Origin of the sequence: Aequorivita antarctica (genome assembly GCF_007997155.1) — a bacterium.
GTDB lineage: Bacteria > Bacteroidota > Bacteroidia > Flavobacteriales > Flavobacteriaceae > Aequorivita > Aequorivita antarctica.
Genome location: NZ_VORT01000013.1, coordinates 56,687 through 74,082, shown reverse-complemented (window position 1 = coordinate 74,082; position 17,396 = coordinate 56,687). Strand labels below are relative to the sequence as shown.

General features: G+C 36.3%; 19 protein-coding genes and 1 tRNA gene. 6 read left to right on the top strand and 14 right to left on the bottom strand.

All coding sequences use genetic code 11. The features are described from left to right. Positions 1-310 precede the first annotated feature (310 nt). The 3 genes from ESU54_RS15445 to ESU54_RS15435 all read left to right on the top strand — a co-directional run bounded on the left by ESU54_RS15445 (position 311) and on the right by ESU54_RS15435 (position 1,542). Positions 311-592 (top strand): type II toxin-antitoxin system RelE/ParE family toxin, encoded by a 282-nt coding sequence (locus ESU54_RS15445; protein ID WP_111845086.1) that lies wholly within the window; start codon positions 311-313, stop codon positions 590-592. A 10-nt stretch (positions 593-602) separates the two neighbouring features. Further along, entirely contained in the window at positions 603-905 is a 303-nt protein-coding gene (locus tag ESU54_RS15440) for a HigA family addiction module antitoxin (protein ID WP_111845087.1), read from the top strand. Between the two features lie 217 nt (positions 906-1,122). Next, a complete protein-coding gene (locus ESU54_RS15435) occupies positions 1,123-1,542 on the top strand; it encodes a DUF3995 domain-containing protein (RefSeq protein WP_111845147.1) in 420 nt (139 codons plus the stop codon). A gap of 252 nt (positions 1,543-1,794) precedes the next feature. Here ESU54_RS15435 and ESU54_RS15430 read toward each other — a convergent pair whose 3' ends face one another. From ESU54_RS15430 to ESU54_RS15410, 5 genes are all read right to left on the bottom strand, one after another. Beyond that, positions 1,795-2,037, bottom strand: coding sequence for a hypothetical protein (locus tag ESU54_RS15430; RefSeq protein ID WP_111845088.1), 243 nt, complete (start codon positions 2,035-2,037; stop codon positions 1,795-1,797). After that, a complete protein-coding gene (locus ESU54_RS15425; protein WP_111845148.1) occupies positions 2,030-2,527 on the bottom strand; it encodes a mechanosensitive ion channel domain-containing protein in 498 nt (165 codons plus the stop codon). Before ESU54_RS15425 ends, ESU54_RS15430 begins: the two co-directional genes overlap by 8 nt. Positions 2,528-2,810: 283 nt before the next feature. Further along, entirely contained in the window at positions 2,811-4,127 is a 1,317-nt protein-coding gene (nhaA, locus tag ESU54_RS15420) for a Na+/H+ antiporter NhaA (protein WP_111845089.1), read from the bottom strand. A gap of 9 nt (positions 4,128-4,136) precedes the next feature. Continuing rightward, entirely contained in the window at positions 4,137-4,796 is a 660-nt protein-coding gene (locus tag ESU54_RS15415) for a DUF2490 domain-containing protein (protein ID WP_111845090.1), read from the bottom strand. A gap of 127 nt (positions 4,797-4,923) precedes the next feature. Further along, positions 4,924-5,685, bottom strand: coding sequence for a carbonic anhydrase family protein (locus ESU54_RS15410; RefSeq protein WP_111845149.1), 762 nt, complete (start codon positions 5,683-5,685; stop codon positions 4,924-4,926). A gap of 165 nt (positions 5,686-5,850) precedes the next feature. On the opposite strand from ESU54_RS15410, the gene ESU54_RS15405 reads away from it, so the two are divergent. After that, positions 5,851-6,534 carry a TetR/AcrR family transcriptional regulator gene (locus ESU54_RS15405; RefSeq protein WP_111845091.1) on the top strand — a complete coding sequence of 228 codons (684 nt, stop codon included), beginning with the start codon at positions 5,851-5,853 and terminating at the stop codon, positions 6,532-6,534. Between the two features lie 140 nt (positions 6,535-6,674). Here ESU54_RS15405 and ESU54_RS15400 read toward each other — a convergent pair. Continuing rightward, positions 6,675-6,747: transfer RNA gene (locus ESU54_RS15400), tRNA-Met, on the bottom strand. Positions 6,748-6,953: 206 nt separating this feature from the next. On the opposite strand from ESU54_RS15400, the gene ESU54_RS15395 reads away from it, so the two are divergent. Continuing rightward, positions 6,954-8,471 carry an AsmA family protein gene (locus ESU54_RS15395; protein WP_146744013.1) on the top strand — a complete coding sequence of 506 codons (1,518 nt, stop codon included), beginning with the start codon at positions 6,954-6,956 and terminating at the stop codon, positions 8,469-8,471. 13 nt (positions 8,472-8,484) lie between these two features. Here the strand turns inward: ESU54_RS15395 and ESU54_RS15390 are convergent, their stop codons facing one another. Genes ESU54_RS15390 through ESU54_RS15380 form a run of 3 tightly spaced genes read right to left on the bottom strand, consistent with a single transcriptional unit; the run spans position 8,485 to position 11,025 of the window. Then, positions 8,485-8,838 (bottom strand): SpoIIAA family protein, encoded by a 354-nt coding sequence (locus ESU54_RS15390; RefSeq protein ID WP_111845094.1) that lies wholly within the window; start codon positions 8,836-8,838, stop codon positions 8,485-8,487. A 50-nt stretch (positions 8,839-8,888) separates the two neighbouring features. Then, positions 8,889-9,068, bottom strand: coding sequence for a CPXCG motif-containing cysteine-rich protein (locus ESU54_RS15385; protein WP_111845095.1), 180 nt, complete (start codon positions 9,066-9,068; stop codon positions 8,889-8,891). 46 nt (positions 9,069-9,114) lie between these two features. Beyond that, positions 9,115-11,025, bottom strand: coding sequence for an ABC-F family ATP-binding cassette domain-containing protein (locus ESU54_RS15380; protein ID WP_111845096.1), 1,911 nt, complete (start codon positions 11,023-11,025; stop codon positions 9,115-9,117). 98 nt (positions 11,026-11,123) lie between these two features. Here ESU54_RS15380 and ESU54_RS15375 point away from each other — a divergent pair, with 98 nt between their 5' ends. Continuing rightward, entirely contained in the window at positions 11,124-11,510 is a 387-nt protein-coding gene (locus ESU54_RS15375) for a DUF983 domain-containing protein (RefSeq protein WP_111845150.1), read from the top strand. Between the two features lie 11 nt (positions 11,511-11,521). Here ESU54_RS15375 and ESU54_RS15370 read toward each other — a convergent pair whose 3' ends face one another. From ESU54_RS15370 to porK, 5 genes are all read right to left on the bottom strand, one after another. Continuing rightward, positions 11,522-12,568 (bottom strand): NAD(P)/FAD-dependent oxidoreductase, encoded by a 1,047-nt coding sequence (locus tag ESU54_RS15370; protein WP_111845097.1) that lies wholly within the window; start codon positions 12,566-12,568, stop codon positions 11,522-11,524. 129 nt (positions 12,569-12,697) lie between these two features. Further along, positions 12,698-13,597 carry a type IX secretion system ring subunit PorN/GldN gene (porN, locus tag ESU54_RS15365; RefSeq protein ID WP_111845098.1) on the bottom strand — a complete coding sequence of 300 codons (900 nt, stop codon included), beginning with the start codon at positions 13,595-13,597 and terminating at the stop codon, positions 12,698-12,700. Between the two features lie 25 nt (positions 13,598-13,622). Further along, positions 13,623-15,200: a type IX secretion system motor protein PorM/GldM gene (gene porM / locus ESU54_RS15360; protein WP_111845099.1), complete on the bottom strand. Its 1,578-nt coding sequence runs from the start codon at positions 15,198-15,200 to the stop codon at positions 13,623-13,625. 43 nt (positions 15,201-15,243) lie between these two features. Continuing rightward, positions 15,244-15,891, bottom strand: a complete 648-nt coding sequence (gene porL, locus ESU54_RS15355) for a type IX secretion system motor protein PorL/GldL (RefSeq protein ID WP_111845100.1) — start codon at positions 15,889-15,891, stop codon at positions 15,244-15,246. A 78-nt stretch (positions 15,892-15,969) separates the two neighbouring features. Then, a complete protein-coding gene (gene porK / locus ESU54_RS15350; protein WP_111845101.1) occupies positions 15,970-17,343 on the bottom strand; it encodes a T9SS ring complex lipoprotein PorK/GldK in 1,374 nt (457 codons plus the stop codon). Between the last annotated feature and the right edge of the window lie 53 nt (positions 17,344-17,396).

Here is a 17,396-nt window from a genome sequence, read left to right as displayed (position 1 = left end):
TCGATAAAAATTGTGCGCTGGAACGCGCTCACTCAAACGGAAATCGTTGAAGAGCTTTTCTTGGTAGATCTTTTTTCCTTGCATACCATGAAATTAAGGAAAATTGGTAACTTGTGCAACAGGCACATTGGCTATAAGTAATTGCTTGTTCTCGCCTAATTCTGAAAATCCTCGCGGATTTTCTATTCGGCTTGTGTTTGCTAAATTAATTGCTTAAACACGCAACTAATCTTATACATAAACGTTAGGCAACATTTGGTCAAATCAAATTTTATACTTACTTTTGGCGTTAGTAACGTAATGCGATAGTATGATTATTTCCTTTGGCTCGAAAGAAACGGAACAGATTTGGAACGGAATCCGAGTTAAAAAAATGCCGGTTGAAATTCAGAATGTTGGACGTCGGAAATTGAGAATGTTAAACAACTCGCAGGACATTTCGGATTTGCGAATTCCACCATCAAACCGACTTGAAAAAATGACTGGAAAATTGAACGAATTTTACAGCATTCGGATTAACAAACAATGGCGAATTATCTTCATTTGGGACAAAGGAAACGCAGGCGAAGTGGAAATAATTGATTATCACTAAAAAGTAAAAAATGGAAAAGTTAGCAAATGTACATCCAGGAGAAATCTTGAATTACGAGTTTCTTGAGCCATTGGAAATCACCGCATACCGACTTTCCAAAGACTTGAAAATTCCGCAAACCCGAATTTCGGAAATCGTAAAAGGTAATCGCAGAATAACAGCCGACACAGCTTTGCGTTTAAGTAAATATTTTGGGAATTCAGCCAAGTTCTGGCTCGGACTTCAAGACGATTATGATATCGAAGAGGAGAAAGAAACAAAAGAGTCGGAGCTGAACGAAATAAAGCACTTCGAAAATAAAAACGTTGCCTAACACAACCTATAAACAATAGGGGCTTCGGGCTTGTACGAAAGGTTAGTGTATATTTATAAAGACCGCAAAATCTTTGGGATTTGCTTTAAACAAGGAAAAGAAAAAACAAAACAAAAAGATTTTGCCATGAGTGTGGCGGAAAGCAAACGCTAGTTTGCTCCCGTACTGTTCTTAGCTTAGGCGTTAGCACCAATTTGAGAGCAACAAAATGAAAACTATGATTTTATCAATTTTATTAAGCATAATACTAATTGGACTTGGACTCATTCATTTCAATTGGGTCAACGGAGGAAAATTTGGTTTTGCGAAATCGTTACCAACCAAAGAAAACGGAGAAAGAGTATTGAATCCGAAAAAAATTGATAGTGCGATAGTTGGAATTGGATTAACAGCATTCGGAATTTTTTATGTTCTTAAATCTGGAATTTTTGAATATAATTTACCTGAATGGATTATGAAATACGGAAGTTGGATAATTCCAATAATATTTCTTTTAAGAGCGATTGGCGAATTTAAATATGTCGGATTTTTTAAAAGCGTTAAGAAAACTGATTTCGGAAAATTGGACACCAAATTCTTTTCGCCTTTATGTTTAATAATCGGAATATTTGGAATGATAATCCAACTTATGAAATAAAAACTGGTGCTAACAACGGTAACCGTTGCACAACCCCCTAATTTTTAAAAACCGAACTTATATAAGCCGCTTTAAGCGGCTTTGTTTTTTTGATCAGGCTTGAAAATATGCCAAATTTGGAGCTTTTAAAAAAAGCCATTCTATATTCTGAAGCACTATTTTTAGTGAAAAATACAAAACAAGGCTTTCCGCCCCGCTCTTTTGTTCTTTCTGATTAATACTTAAAGTTAACTGATTTAAGAAAAATCAAACTTAAGATGTGTTTTTTCCGTTTCTTTTAAATTTAGCTTCGATACTTTTCTTCTCCAGCCCTTCTTCCAAATACCATTTAACTTTATCATTAAAACTTAAAGAGTCTATAAAATTTAATGGATTAAGTGGAACGTCATTTTGTTTCAAACAATTTTCCTTTTCAAACTTTTTTTGAGCGAATGAGCTATTTGAATAACTTCCAAAAAACAAAAAAATCATTACGACAGAAATATACTTAATCATTTATTTTCCTTTTTATCATTTTTTGAATAAAAACATTGCTGGGTATGGTTATTTGCTCCCCTTCTTTTGTTTTAAGAATAACGAAGAAAATGCCAATATCGCTCACCCTTCCTTCGGTTTCGTAGTCCTTATCTATTATTGAAATGGTATCGTCCAATTTTATAGGATGATTAAAGAAAATAATCACACTTGAAGTAATATTCGAGAGGATTGACCATTGGGCAAACAATGCAATTCCTAAAACTGTTAATAAAGACCCAATAAAAACAGCTAATTCTGATTGGTCAACCCCCCAAATGATTAAGATTAAAATTAAACAAACCAAAAGGTTGATTAGGTTAATTACTTTTTTTATGATTTTGCCTCTCGCTTTTTTCAACAAATTTTTCGATACTGTTTTATTTACCAATTTAGTTGACACAAAGAGTGTTAATGCAAACGCTGCAACCACTATTACCGTCTCAATTATTTTTAATTGTGTAGTATCCATAATTATAGTGTTGTCATTTTTGTTCCTTCCATATAGAATCAAGTTTTGAAGTAGCATTGTTAACAAGCGAGTCCAGTTTTTTTATTTTCAGATCTTCCAAATTTATAACTGAATCTAACTTGATAACCTTTTCCATTTTGGTGTTTAGACCCGAATCTAACTATTAGGCCCTGTCTGTAAGGTTGTTTAACTGGTTTTCTACATTGCTGATGCTATTTTCAAAGAGGTGACAAATGCTATTAGTGCAATGGTTAAAAGATTAGTATTTTATATTTTTGCATAACTATAATTTTTGGGTGTTTCTATTTTTATTCGCTGTTTGCGCCAAGATAAGATACCCAATAACCCCTGAGACCAAAGAGCCTATTAGGATACCTATTTTGGCTGAGTCTAAATATTCTGGACTATTGGCAAAGGCAAGGCTGGCAATAAAAATTGCCATGGTAAAACCTACTCCGGCTATAAATGAAACGCCCAAAATGTGCTTCATATTAATTTCCTTGGGCATAGTAATTATTTTTAGTTTTTTAGCAAAAAAGACCAAGCTAGTAATGCCTACGCTATTGCCCACCACCAAACAGATACTAATTGTGATGATAAGGGATTGGTCCAGCGGAACATTGGTATTAAATACCACTCCAGCATTTGCTAATGCAAAAAGTGGGATTATAAAATAGGCTACCCAATCGTGCAATCTGTGCTCTAAATGCTGCAATGGCGACTGGTATTTTACCGTCCAATCTTCCAGATTGTCTATTTCCTCAATTTGTACTTCAGAAAGCACAGACTTTGTTTCTTGCGAACTGCTTTTTATTCTTTCAGAAATTTGGTTTAGAGAGTTTATAAAGGTTTCAGTGTTTATTTTTTGCCGAAGCGGTACTGAAAAAGCCAATAACAGTCCTGCAATGGTAGGATGTATACCACTTTTCAAAAACAGGAACCACACTACGGCACCCACTAATAGCAGTACAAATTTTGAATAAATACCTTTATATGAAAGAAAATAGAGCACACCCAAAAGCGCTAAGGCAATCAATACCATCATTATCTCAATATTTCCGCTGTAAAAAATGGCGATGATTAGTACTGCGCCCATATCGTCTATAATTGCAAAGGCGGTAAGGAAAATTTTAAGTGCCATAGGTACTTTGTTGCCCAGCAGCTTAAGAATGGCCAAGGCGAAGGCAATATCTGTAGCCATAGGTATCCCCCAACCACTTGCAGTTTCTGGATTTTTGTTTATAACCACAAACAGCAATACGGGAAAAAGCATCCCGCCCAAAGCGCCAACCAAAGGAAACACCATCTTTTTTGTGGAATTGAGTTCACCTACCAGAAACTCCCGCTTTATTTCCAGACCAATTACAAAAAAGAAAATGGCCATCAACAAATCATTAATCCAAAGCAATAGGGGTTTGTATAGCTCAAAGCCCGTAAAACTAAAACCGACTTTGCTATTCCACAGTGAAATGTAGCTTTCGGAAAAAGGAGAATTGGCCCAAATAAGGGCAATAACGGTAGCAAGGATCAGCAAAATACCGCTGAAACTTTCTATTTTGGTGAATTTCTGAAAGGGGGTTACTATTTTGTTGGTTAGCATAAAGCTGGTTTAAAAATTAAAAAAGGTAATGAGGTTTAGTTGATCACGGTCTTTGCCACCGGCAAGGAACTGGTTCATATAACCAATTTCAAATTTTAAGGATTTATTCAATTTAAACCCTAAGCCTGAGTAAAGTCGATTTCTGTCGAAAACGTTGTTTTCAGTACCCAGAAAAATTTCGTTATAGGCAGAAAAATAAATTGTTTTATCAATTATTTCAGCATTGTTCAACGGGACATTTAGGCCTAAAAAATAGCGAAAGCGAAGTTTGAAATCATCTTCCACAAAACGTTGCTCAAACCTATATCTATGTTGAACACTTACGCGGCTTATTTGCTGTCGGGTAATAAACTGTTGGTAGATTCTGTGTTCGTTTACGACGTTTTTTTCATCGGTGGCGCCAATGTAGTTTTCACTTAAAATATAGCCGTAGCCCAAAAGTAAATTGTTGTTGTTTTCCGTAAGATTATAGCCAAGGCCTGTGCGCAGCAAAAGTTGTTCAAGATCACCAATGGCGTTATAGTTTCTGTATTGAACTTCGTGGTGTAAGTTCCATTTGTTGTCTATTTTTTTATTTCCGAAATAAATAATCCAGTTCCCGAAATTACTGTCTTGGCCAATAGCCAAAAAAGGGAATAGCAAAGCCAGAAAAAAAAAGTGTTTCTTCATTTTAATTTTTTTGTAAAGTTTTTTTGATACTTAAAATTGGGGCAAAAGGAAAAGAGTGGCCAATAATGCTAAAAAACAAACTAATCTAATTTCGATGCATTTTTTTTTGACCACTCTTAAATATTATCTATTCAAAGAAAGTTACTTTTCCTGTGGACAAGTCATAAGTTGCCCCAACAATCTTGATTTCACCTTTTTCCTGCATTTCTGCCAATACGGGGCTTAGCGCAAGTGTTTTATCAATATTTAGAAGTACGTTTTTATTGGAAACTGCTTCTACAAAATCATCATTCTTTGAATTCCTAATCGCTTTATCTTGTGGTTCTGCCACAGCATTTACTGCTGGCTTTATATTTTTGAGCATCGCGGTTAGGTTTCCAAGTTCGGCGTTGTCAATAGCGCCTTTAACCGCGCCGCAATACTTATGCCCCATAATAACCACAAGCTTGGCTCCAGCAACTTTGGTTGCAAATTCCATGCTTCCCAATAAATCTTCGTTTACAAAGTTACCTGCTACACGGCCCACGAAAACGTCGCCAATACCTTGGTCGAATAAATCTTCAACGGGTACGCGGCTGTCCACACAACTTAATACAATTGCCTTCGGATATTGAGCCAATGCAGTTTTTCGTATTTGTTCGCCATGATTACGTTTTGTGGTTTTTTGGTTAACAAAACGCTCGTTGCCAGCCTTAAAGTCATCTATAACCATTTGGGGCGTAAGCTTATCTTGATCTTCTTTTGTCATAACATCCGAAACGACATCTGGTTCTTCAATTGTTTCTTGTATGGATACGGTCTCTTCCATTTTCTTGGATTCTTCCTTACAAGAAAATAATAACGAGGCTGTGAGTAAAAGAGTTACAGCGAGTGGAAATGTAGTTTTCATAATTTTCATTTTTGTTTTTTAGGATTTTATTTTTGTTAACTGAGACAAATATATAAATACTTTTTTATATAATAGTAAAACTATCATATAAAAAAGTAAAAGTATCTTAAAATGATGCTTGGCCATCATTTTAAATTGTTTAGCTTTGTTTTTTTATATAGTTATATGGCAATTGCAATTAAAATTTCTCTAAATGAAGGTATTTATTTGAGAGACCCACAGGATTCCTCTTTGGGCCGAAATATCATTAAGCATAGTATTTTGCTTATTGAAGATGTTGGTTTTGAGACTTTTAATTTTAAAAAGTTAGCTCAGGAAATGAATTCTACCGAAGCTTCCATTTACCGTTATTTTGAAAATAAGCACCTCTTGCTTATCTATTTGGTTTCATGGTATTGGGAATGGGTTTCCTATCTTATCCGAATCAATACCTTAAATATTGAAGATCCAAAAAAGAAACTTGAAATAGTTATTAACTCCTTCGTTTCGGCATCTTTAGACAATCCGTCCACCGAATTTGTTGACGAGAGCAAGCTGCATAACCTTATAATTGCTGAAGGTACGAAGGCATACCATACAAAAGAGGTAGATGATGAAAATGGGAAGGGGTTTTTTAAAACCTACAAACAGCTTATAAACATGGTTGCTGGAGTGATCGTGGAAATCAATCCAACTTTTAAATATCCATATGCTCTGGCCAGCAATTTGTTTGAAATGTCAAATAACCACATCTACTTTGCCAAACATTTGCCTAGGCTCACAGATATTCAGGTAAGTGAAAATAAATACTCAGAAGTGGAAAAAATGTTGAATTATTTTTCAGCTAAATTATTGGGATATGAGAGATAATTCTTAAAGTAAATTCATAGGATTTAAAAACAAATAGAATTTTTTGACATTATTAAAAATATTCTATTCAAAATGTATAAATGTTGTACCCACCCCACAAAAAAAGGCTTCACATTTCTGTGAAGCCTTGGTTTTGCTAGTAGCGGGAATTGGACTCGAACCAATGACCTTCGGGTTATGAGCCCGACGAGCTACCTACTGCTCTATCCCGCGATATGGATTTTCAATATTTCATCTTTAGCTTTTAACTTTCGGATCATAATGCCGACAGAAATATTGGTCTGCAAAGATACAAAGGATTTTGAACCCCACAAGCCGCAAAACATAATTTTTTGCAAAGAGTTAATCAACGTGCTTTTTGCATTAGTATCTTTAGTTATCTTTAGAATATGAACAAACGCTTCAGAAAAATAATTCTTATGCTACTCGCCCTAGGGGTAGTCTTTATTATTGGCTCCGTTTCCATCAATAATATTTTAAAAAGCAAGCTCGAAAAATTTATCCAAGAGCGATTGCCCGAAAACATGGCACGCGCCTATGATGATATTACCGTGGAGTTCTTTGGCGGTTCGCTTGTTGTTACAAATGCTTCACTAATCATTAAAAACAAGGAAAATGGTGTTAAACACACTTTTATAAATGTGGAAAAATTGAAAATTTCGGACATAAGTTATTGGGACTATTTGTTTAATAATGAAATTCACGTGGAAGCTATTTCACTCGAAAATCCAAAGATAGTTTATTACGAAGATCGGTTGAAGGCCTCAAAAGATACTGTGCGCAAAGCAGTAGCCAGCATTTACAAACCAATTATTGTGGACCGCGTTCAAATAAAAAACACTAAGTTGGCTATCTATGAAAAGGGGGGGGATTCCTTAAAGGTTTATTCAACAGGATTGACTGTTGAAGTAGAGGGAATAAAAGTTGACAACAGAACCGTTGTCCGCAAAATTCCTTTCGAATACAAAGATTTTAAAGCCAAAAGTGATACTGTTTTTGTTAAAGTAAGTCCTTATGAAAACCTAACCGTTGAAGATTTTTCAATAGAAAATCGGAATGCTATTTTTAAAAATCTCCAACTTAAAACAAAATATTCCAAAAACGAACTTTCCAGAATTATAACAAAGGAACGGGATCATTACGATCTTTCGTTAAAGTCACTTTCGATTGAAGAGTTTGACTTTGGTTTTAATCACAGCCGGTTTTTCGCGAAAAGCAAGCAAGTTACTTTAGCCGCTCCTTCATTAAAAATTTTTCGGGACAAATTGGTTGCCGATGATCCAAAAACAAAGCCGCTCTACAGCAAAATGCTACGCGATCTGCCTTTTGAATTAACTGTGGATTCCCTAAGCATTTCCGATGCTAAAATAATTTACGAAGAAAGGGAAAAACAAGAAAACATGGGTGGCTCCATAAACTTCAAAAATATGGATGTCGCTATTTCAAACGTTAGCAATACATATAAAAGTCCGAAAAACACCAATTTAAAAATCACTGCAGATTTTATGGACAAGACTCCCTTATGGGCAGACTGGACTTTTGATGTTCAAAATCCCCATGATCAATTTCTTTTTAAAGCCGAAGTGGGGCAACTTGCTGCAGACAAAATGAACAGTTTTACAGAGCCAAATTTAAAAATAAGACTTGAAGGCCAAACGAACAAAGTATACTTTACAATCGATGGAAATAGCGAAACCTCAAAAACAGATTTGAAAATAAACTATTCCGATTTTAAGGTTATTGTACTGCGAAAAGATGGTGAAAGAAAGAATAAATTACTTTCAGAAATTGCCAATATTTTTGTTTCAAAAAATACTAAGAAACAAAATGAATATTACCGTGAAGGTTCGGCACAAGCCAACCGTGACAAAACCAAATCTGTATTCAACTTTTTATGGATTAGCCTTAAAAATGCCCTAGTTAAAACAATGCTTTGAAAAAAGAAGTTGATCAATGACTTATCCATTGAATAGCCTCCAACCGCTGCTGGCTTGAAAAAATTCGAATCTCCGCGCTAAAAAATAATTTTTCGATATTACTTGCAACTTGGAGCCATTTTCGGTCTGTAACTACCGCAACCCTATCAAAACGATTCCCTGTTTTAAGCTTAAAGGGAACGCTCTTCACAACTGTCTTTAACGAAATATCTGCGTTTACAGTGTCTTCGATATACAAATTTAACTTGTCGAAAACCTCCAGCTTTTCTTTCACCTGGGTCTGTATTCTTTCAACCGCAACATCGTCATATGGACCATCCACAATAAATCCTATAATATTATCAGCAAGGGTAAAAGAGGAGAGCATAAGGGAGTTTTGTTTGGTTTATGCCAATAAATTTATAAAATAAAAACATACTAACCTATACTGTTCGTTGAAAAGCCAATAAGTTCGCCGTCTTGAAATGTTACATCAAGCTCTATGGGGTTGCAACAAATTTCACAATCCTCAATATATTTTTGATGGTGGACAGAAGAATCCAACAACATCGATATTTCTTCCCAGCAGTGGGGACATTGAAAAAAATGTTCGAACACAATTAGTTATTAGTTGTTAGACGCTATACTGGAGATAATTGATGTTTTAGGATAAGGATTCCACGGTTTCTTGAAGTACTTCCCACTCTTCCAACAGCTTTTTAAGCTTCTTCTTCTTTTCCTGATACTTGTCAAAAAAGTGTGGCTTAGCAATGGTTTGTTCGTAATTGATAAGCAGTTCCGTATCGATAGCTGCTATTTCCTTTTCCAAAGTAGAAATAGCTGCCTCAACATTGCTCAGTTTATTTTTTGCTGATTTCAATTTTTTCTGAACTTCGTATTCTTCCCCAGCGCTTCTCTTTTCCTTTACTTCGGAAACAACTGTTCGCTTTTCAGCTTCGCGAAGGTTTTCAAGATTTCGTTGTTCAAGGAAATAATTAACATCACCTAAATATTCTTTGATGTGATGATCTTTGAATTCGTATACCTTATTAGTTAAACCTTGCAAAAAATCACGATCGTGGGAAACCAAAAGTAAAGTTCCTTCAAAACTTTTCAATGCATTTTTCAATACATTTTTAGATTTTATGTCGAGGTGGTTTGTGGGCTCATCCATCACCAAAACGTTGAAGGGCTGCAACAATAGTTTTGCCAAAGCCAAACGGTTACGTTCGCCACCACTCAGTACACGGACAAACTTTTCAACCTCATCGCCTCGAAATAGGAAAGAACCTAATATATCGCGTACACGGCTTCGGTTTTTTTCATTGGCGGCATCAATCATCGTGTCGAGCACGGTCTTGCTGCCGTCTAGGTAATCAGCTTGGTTTTGGGCAAAATAGCCAATCTGAACATTGTGTCCCAAAGTAACTTTGCCACCGTATTCTATTTCACCAACAATAATTTTCGCCAAGGTAGATTTTCCTTGACCGTTTTGACCTACGAAAGCAATTTTACTGTCGCGATCTACCAATAGATCAACACCATTCAAAACATTTTTTTCACCGTAACTTTTCGAAATATTATCGGCTTCAATCACCACTTTTCCGGGAGTGATAGAAACGGGAAAACGCAACGTCATTACACTATTATCGTCTTCATCTACTTCAATACGATCAATTTTGTCCAGTTTTTTTATGAGCGATTGCGCCATTGTAGCTTTGCTGGCCTTGGCACGGAATTTATCAATCAGCTTTTCAGTCTGTTCAATCTGCTTTTGTTGGTTTTTTTGTGAAGCTAGTTGCTGCTCCCGCAATTCATTCCGAAGCACTAAATACTGTGTATAGGGTTTGTTGAAATCGTAAATTTTACCAAGGGAAATTTCGATGGTTCTGTTCGTTACGTTGTCCAAAAACATTTTATCGTGAGAAACGATTACAACGGCACCGGCGTAGCCTTTCAAAAATTCTTCCAACCAAAGTATGGATTCAATATCTAAGTGGTTAGTAGGCTCATCTAGCAGCAGAATATCATTGTTTTGAAGCAAGAGTTTTGCCAATTCAATACGCATTCTCCAACCCCCAGAAAAGGTTTCCGTAAGCTTGGTGAAATCCTCTCGCTGAAAACCCAAACCTTGTAAAATCCGCTCGGTTTCGCCTTGATAGTTATAACCTCCGTGAATTTCGTATTGGTGCTGAATGTCATTTAAATCTACCATCAGTTGATGATAGATCTCACTTTCGTAATCGGTGCGTTCAGCGAGTTGGGTATTTATATTTTCAAGTTGCTTTTCAAGTTTTTTTATTTCGGTGAAGGCTTCATAGGATTCTTCCAAAACGGATCGCCCTTTTTCAAAATCTATATCCTGTTTTAAGAAACCAATTGAAATTTCCTTATCGGTCGCTATCTGTCCAGTATCGTATTCCTGCTCACCCGCAATTATTTTCAGTAAGGTAGATTTGCCCGCACCATTTTTACCAACCAAACCAACCCTATCGCCAGGTTTTAGTTGAAATGTGATTTTCTCGAACAAATAGTCGCCTTGAAAGGAAACCGAAAGATTGTGAATATTGATCATTAGTTAATTATGAATTCGGGATTATAAAATATGAAATATGAATTACCCCCGAAATTTTTGCAAAGATGCTTATTTTTGTGGTGCTAAAAAAACCAATAATGCAATTACTTAAAGGCTCTAAACTCTACAGTATTTTTACGGGAACTTGTCCGGTATGTCACGAAGGCAAAATGTATTTGGAAGACAATCCGTATAAAATCTCCAAAATCATGAAAATGCACGACCATTGCAGTCATTGTGGACAAAAATTCAAAATTGAGCCCTCCTTTTTTTTCGGAGCAATGTATGTTAGTTACGGCATAGGTACCGGAATTGCTGTGGCCGCATTTATTATCTCTTACTTTTTTATTGGGTTAGATAGAAATTATACTTTTCTAGTCATTGTGCTATGCCTAGCTATTTTGTATCCCTTAATTGTAAGGATTTCACGTAATATTTGGATTAATCTTTTTGTAAAATACGATAAAAGTAAAGCGAAAACGTAAAGATTACCTATTCACAAAACCATCCTTTGAATGTCCATTTCTTGCGGAAGTGGCACATCATCTTCCAAATATTTCAAAAGAATTTCCGAAAGTAGCGGCGCCATCATAAACCCGCGTGAACCCAAGCCATTGAAGAAAATTAAGTTTGGGTTTTCCTCCAAACTTCCCAGTAAAGGGCGATGATCTTTGGTGGTTGGACGTACACCTGCAGTTTGACCAACTATTTCAAAAGGGCAATTAATAAATGTTTTCAACTTCGTTAGAATTTCCTCTTTTGCCACTTCCGTTGGCTCTGTACTATAATCATCACGACTGTAGGTTGCGCCCACTTTGTATTGCTGGTTTCCAATTGGGATAATATACATTGGTCCTTTTAAAAACTCATCCAAGTTTAAATCTGGAGCTTTTATTATTACGTACTCGCCTTTATTGCCGATGACAGCCTGTTTTGGGAAAAATGGATTATCAACTACTTTAGCGCCTTCCGCAAAAATGATTTTTTTAGCTGAAATGTTTTTGTAAACCACACTGTTTTCTCTCTGTTCAATCGTTTCGTAATGAAAATCTTCTGGCAGTAAAAAATCTTCGTCGTTTAAATAATTTCGGTACCCTAAAAGTAAGTTATTAGTATGTATCTGAGCTGTTCCTAAAACTTTACCAAAACCAAAGGGAGCATTGATTGAGGGGTTTGTGTTCTTTATAAATACTGAAGAAAGGAATTGTTGCAATTCCCTTTTATCACTTGCAACTGACCAATTGTTCTGTTCTTCCACATTTCTGAAGATTCTTAAAATTGGCGTTTCTGTATATATCTTCTGTTTAAGTTTTTCGGAAAGGTCTGTATAAAAATTTACTGCAAAAGGGAAAAATGCTGAAGCATTCCAAGCTGCCGTAAAGCGTTTAAGAACGGTTGGATTAAAAACACCGCCAGACTTAGCGGTAGACCCTTCTGTGCCGTTATCAATCATGATAAAGCTCTTGCCTTTCTTTTGAAGCTGTTCACACAAGCTAATGCCCGCAATGCCAAGACCAACAATTATATAATCTACCTGCTTCATACTTATAATATAAAAAAATATTTATCACTTTCAACTATTAGCTTCCTATGAAAGTAGAAATTAAAAAACCCTTCAGTTTCCAATGTGGAACGTGAAGGGTTTTCTTCAAATTATGGTTTCATTAACTAATTAATAATTCCACAAATCTATTTCAATATTACGTATTTGTTCTTTGATTCGCTCAGATTCCAACAGTTGCATAAGCGCATTGTCGTTGATGTAATTTTTAACATCTCTGTCGCCTTGAACGTTGTCTTCTTTATAAATAACAGCATTAAAGCGTCTTGAATTCAACAAGTGATCGTAAGATATTGGTTGCGAAGTATTTTTCCGGTTGAATGCCTTTGCTGTGTGCAAAGCTTCACGTGCTCCAGGAAACCATACCCAAAAGAGTTCCACTTTGGATTCAAGTCCATCTTCTGGGAAGGCTTTGGATCGTGCTTCGTTTGCTACTGGGCAAATACCCAACATTCGGTATTTAAGCTCGCCTTGGCGTTTGTCTAAATACCAATAGCCTCTAATGTGCCATTCCTCAATATCACCCGCATCCAAAGAAAAATTACGCACATATTGCGGATCTACTGTTCCTTCTGCGTTATATTGTTCAATACCTAAATCAGTAGTGTCACTATAAACCAAAGAAGCTTCAATATCCTTCAAAGTACGTTTTTCAGTAAAGTATGAATCTGCATAAACGCTTTCAATTTTTCCATTTTTGATGTTTTTTACCAAAACATCGTAAAGGGAACGTCTGTCTGCACCAATGTTATTTGTATCAATAGGGTAATACAGTGGGAAATTGACTCTTTCATCAAGGTCAATAATTTCCCATGTGGTTTTGGACCACAACACATCGCGCTCGTCCGTATACCCATAAGGTAACGGGGTATCATTGTCATAAGCAATCTGTGCTTCGGTCTTTTTGCCTATATCCTCTGGGGTTTTGGCATTAAGAATGTTTAACTGTGCAGAAGCACTGGTAGCCATTCCAAGGCCTAAAACACATAAAACAACATTTTTCATATTCATACCGATAAGGGTTTTATACTAAATATTAATTTGTCAATTCAATAATTACAGGAGAAATCTTTTTCAACATGTAACCTGAGTTTCCAGCAAGGTTTGCATTTATGTCAAAAATTTGAACTGCATCACCTCGCTGTGCTCTTCTTAAAGCACCTTTAGCCGCCGCATCTAATCTTGTTCCGTTTACTTTAACAGTTGGTTGCCCTGAAACTTTAAAACTAAAGCCTGTTACGTTAATATTCAATTCAAAATCAAAATCTTGCAATACTGCAGAAACAGTTGAGATTTCAAGACCTCCACGTTCCATACGAACAATTCCAGTTTCTCCACGAATTGCACCAACTGGTGGTGGAATATCTTTGATACGGAATTCAGATTTTGAACCTACTGGTTTGCCATCTGGCAATGTTCCATTAGCCGAAATCATAACTGTTCTACCAGCTCCAGGACGCATAACATATTTGCTTCCAGAAACTTTTGAAAGACCAGGTGCCGATGCGTTTACCTTATTGTCAGGAATACCAGGAATAGAAACCGTCATTGGGTTATCTACGCCACGATAAACTACGTTCATCTTATCTGCAGCAATTACTGCTGAATTAGGTAAAGAAATTGTTGCGAAAGAACGGTTTACTTCTACTTCCGTTAATTCACCACCTTCACCGTAGAACAGAATTCCTTCAATTTTATGATCTCCAGGTGATCCAGCATTTACATTCATTTTTACTCTACCACCTTCAAAGGTATAATCTGAACCCTCTACAAGTTTTCTTCCATCTAAAGTAAGCTCAGCCTTGTTAGGCTTTGTACTCTCATCGGTACGGCCTAATACAATAGCGCCATCAAATTTTTCACCTGAATAATATGCAGACTTTGAAGTTTCCAATAAGGTTGAATAATTACTAAAAGACAATGCTGCTGCTTGTTGTCCAGATAACATTCTTTGTAAAACTTCACTTTTAGTAGTCTTAATATCAGCTTGAATCTGTGTCAATTTTGTTAAAGATGCTACTAAAGGAAATCCTTCATAGTTATAATTTAACCATTCAACTTTTTTACCATCACGATTCGTTACTTCCGAAGTAGCGAAATTAGATTCAATAGACTTTTTTATATCTGCAATTCCAGCTACTTTAGCTAAAGCAGTATCAGATAATATAGTCATCATCTCTGTACGATATGCATTTATTTTATCTAAAAATTCCTGACCTTCTGGTTTATAGTTGTCTCCTTGAAAGAAACGTTGGTCAAAAAAGTCTGCTTTATCCATTACCTCATAATCTGAAGGGTCTTCTAATTTTTCAATAGAAGCAGATTTAAGAGTTGAGATATAAGCATCCAAATCATCAGAAATTTGAGAAATTTCATCTGCTTTTGCTTTAACCGCTGCGTATTGCGCAGGTTCATCTGTAGCCTTAACAGCTAACCCATCCATAAAAGCCTGATTGCGCTGGGATGTTGAAACGTTAGCACCTTCTATTTTTTCGTTTAATAATCCAAAAGCAGATAATACTTCTTTGGACATGTTTAATGCAAGCATTGCAATGAAAACCAGATACATCAGGTTAATCATCTTCTGCCTTGGGGATAGTTTTCCTCCTGCCATTTTTATTCTTTTTTAAAGATTAATAATTAAGGTGAAAACCTATCTAGTTTCTATTAGTCATTGCAGAAAGCATACCTCCATAAACACCATTCAAAGATGAAAGGTTGGTAGCCAAGTGCTGCATTTGTTGTTTAAGCTGTTCCGCGTTTTCAGCAACCCTTTCGTTGGCTTCTGCTTGGCGGCTTGTTGACTCGATCTGTACTTTATACAAACTGTTCAATGAATCCATCTGAGCTGCGGCAAGTGCCATTTCTTCGCTGTACTTTTTCGTGGAGCTCATAGCTTCTGCGGTAGGAGCCATACCTTTAGCAGCACCTTCAAAAGAACGGATGCTAGTAGAAAGACTGTTCATCAATTCTGAATCGATGCGTGCATCTTTAAGCATTTCGTCTAGTTTTTTAGACAAAATTCCTTGTGCGTCTTCTGGCTCTTTTTTCTTTCTGTCCTGCAATGCACCACCTGCTAATTCAGGATAAACCAAAGACCAATCTAAATCGTCATCTACTGGTTCGAAAGCAGAGATTGCGAAAATTATTGCCTCAGTGATAAGTCCAACTGCCAAAAGAATACCTCCGTTTAAAGGACCTAGTTCCCAGTGAAGAATTTTAAAAAGTGCTCCTAAAATTACAATGGATGCCCCAAGGCCGTAGGCCATGTTAAATAGTTTTTTAGATGATCTTGATTGTGCCATAATTAATTAGTTTTTTAATTGAGGTATTTTAGTTAAGGTTAAATATTTAATGTTGATTTGGATTATTATGAGATTTTTTTAGCGTGCGTCGCCAAAGTTTTGATTTAAGGTAATATCGGTACCCATATAATCCTGTACAGTCCTAAAACCAATATAGCTTCGCGCTGAATCTGCATATTCATAGTCACGTGTACTTACTTGAAGAAAATAAGCCACGTCTTTCCAGGAACCGCCACGAACTACTTTTCGCATGTTATCTGGATCGTTCACATTTGGGTTCATAGTAGAAGTGTAATCATAAGAAGCGGGGTCATAAGAAGAAGCTACCCATTCCGAAACATTTCCTGACATATTATAAAGGTTAAAATCATTGGGCTCATAAGATTTAGCCTCAACAGTGTATAACGCTTGGTCTGCTGCATAATCACCACGTAGTGGCTTAAAGTTAGCCATAAAGCAGCCTCGATCGTTTTTAGCGTAAGGACCACCCCAAGGATAAGTTGCTGATTCCAGACCACCTCGAGCTGCATACTCCCATTCTGCTTCCCCTGGAAGACGGAACGAATTTACAAAATTTTGCTTTTTTGATTTTTGGTATGAGTTTTTATATAAAGTTCTCCAAGCACAGAATGCTTTTGCCTGTTTCCAGGTAACACCTACCACTGGATAATCGCCATAAGCTTCGTGCCAAAAGTAGTCGTTGTGCATTGGTTCATTATAGGAATAATTAAAATCCTTTATCCAAACTGTAGTATCAGGATAGATATTCAATTCTTCTTTTTTGATGAAGTCTTTTCGTCTCTTAGTTTTGTCTCGCGCAGCAGATTCAATATCCATATATGTATATTGAAAATTCAATTTACTTACGTCAATTGTGCGCTGCCCGTTGTAGGCTTCTTCTGCTGGAATGTACATCGTGTCCATTACTTCAGAATAGTACTCGTCTGGATACTCAGCAGTGTCCCAAATTAAATCTACTTTGTCGTTCAATTTTCTTCCAGCATAGTAGTCTTCACCCATACCGAAGTAATTATCATACATATACTGCTGGTAAGGAGTCATTTCTTCGTTTTCTTGATCAACGAAGGCAAATTCACCTACTCCAGCATCACCAGGAGTTGCTCCAACTTCATCGGCCATAATAGCTAAACGCAATCTTACAGTAGAATCTCGCACCCAATTAACAAATTGGCGGTACTCAGCATTGGTGATTTCGGTTTCGTCCATATAGAAAGAACGAACGGTAACGGTCTTTGTTGGCGCATCATTCACCGCAACAAAATCATCATCACTTTTACCCATAAGGAAGGATCCACCTGGGACAAGTGTCATTCCGTAAGGCTTTTGAGGATACCATTTTTTACCTTTTGCCCCAACCAACTCTCCCCGGTCTCCGGAGTTACAACTGAATAAAAAGGCAACGATCGCAGTTAATGCAATAAACTTCTTCATAGGTATTTAGGTTAAATTTCGAGATTCAAGGGCGTAAACCTATCTATAAAATT

What these genes read in the sequence shown, in the direction of transcription:
- ESU54_RS15430 (WP_111845088.1), bottom strand. Translation starts at nt 2,037, where the DNA reads ATGATTAAGTATATTTCTGTCGTAATGATTTTTTTGTTTTTTGGAAGT.
- ESU54_RS15375 (WP_111845150.1), top strand. Translation starts at nt 11,124, where the DNA reads ATGCAATTACTTAAAGGCTCTAAACTCTACAGTATTTTTACGGGAACT.
- ESU54_RS15380 (WP_111845096.1), bottom strand. Translation starts at nt 11,025, where the DNA reads ATGATCAATATTCACAATCTTTCGGTTTCCTTTCAAGGCGACTATTTG.
- ESU54_RS15440 (WP_111845087.1), top strand. Translation starts at nt 603, where the DNA reads ATGGAAAAGTTAGCAAATGTACATCCAGGAGAAATCTTGAATTACGAG.
- ESU54_RS15395 (WP_146744013.1), top strand. Translation starts at nt 6,954, where the DNA reads ATGCTACTCGCCCTAGGGGTAGTCTTTATTATTGGCTCCGTTTCCATC.
- ESU54_RS15370 (WP_111845097.1), bottom strand. Translation starts at nt 12,568, where the DNA reads ATGAAGCAGGTAGATTATATAATTGTTGGTCTTGGCATTGCGGGCATT.
- ESU54_RS15445 (WP_111845086.1), top strand. Translation starts at nt 311, where the DNA reads ATGATTATTTCCTTTGGCTCGAAAGAAACGGAACAGATTTGGAACGGA.
- porM (WP_111845099.1), bottom strand. Translation starts at nt 15,200, where the DNA reads ATGGCAGGAGGAAAACTATCCCCAAGGCAGAAGATGATTAACCTGATG.
- ESU54_RS15390 (WP_111845094.1), bottom strand. Translation starts at nt 8,838, where the DNA reads ATGCTCTCCTCTTTTACCCTTGCTGATAATATTATAGGATTTATTGTG.
- porK (WP_111845101.1), bottom strand. Translation starts at nt 17,343, where the DNA reads ATGAAGAAGTTTATTGCATTAACTGCGATCGTTGCCTTTTTATTCAGT.
- ESU54_RS15415 (WP_111845090.1), bottom strand. Translation starts at nt 4,796, where the DNA reads ATGAAGAAACACTTTTTTTTTCTGGCTTTGCTATTCCCTTTTTTGGCT.
- ESU54_RS15410 (WP_111845149.1), bottom strand. Translation starts at nt 5,685, where the DNA reads ATGAAAACTACATTTCCACTCGCTGTAACTCTTTTACTCACAGCCTCG.
- porL (WP_111845100.1), bottom strand. Translation starts at nt 15,891, where the DNA reads ATGGCACAATCAAGATCATCTAAAAAACTATTTAACATGGCCTACGGC.
- nhaA (WP_111845089.1), bottom strand. Translation starts at nt 4,127, where the DNA reads ATGCTAACCAACAAAATAGTAACCCCCTTTCAGAAATTCACCAAAATA.
- ESU54_RS15405 (WP_111845091.1), top strand. Translation starts at nt 5,851, where the DNA reads ATGGCAATTGCAATTAAAATTTCTCTAAATGAAGGTATTTATTTGAGA.
- ESU54_RS15435 (WP_111845147.1), top strand. Translation starts at nt 1,123, where the DNA reads ATGATTTTATCAATTTTATTAAGCATAATACTAATTGGACTTGGACTC.
- porN (WP_111845098.1), bottom strand. Translation starts at nt 13,597, where the DNA reads ATGAATATGAAAAATGTTGTTTTATGTGTTTTAGGCCTTGGAATGGCT.
- ESU54_RS15425 (WP_111845148.1), bottom strand. Translation starts at nt 2,527, where the DNA reads ATGGATACTACACAATTAAAAATAATTGAGACGGTAATAGTGGTTGCA.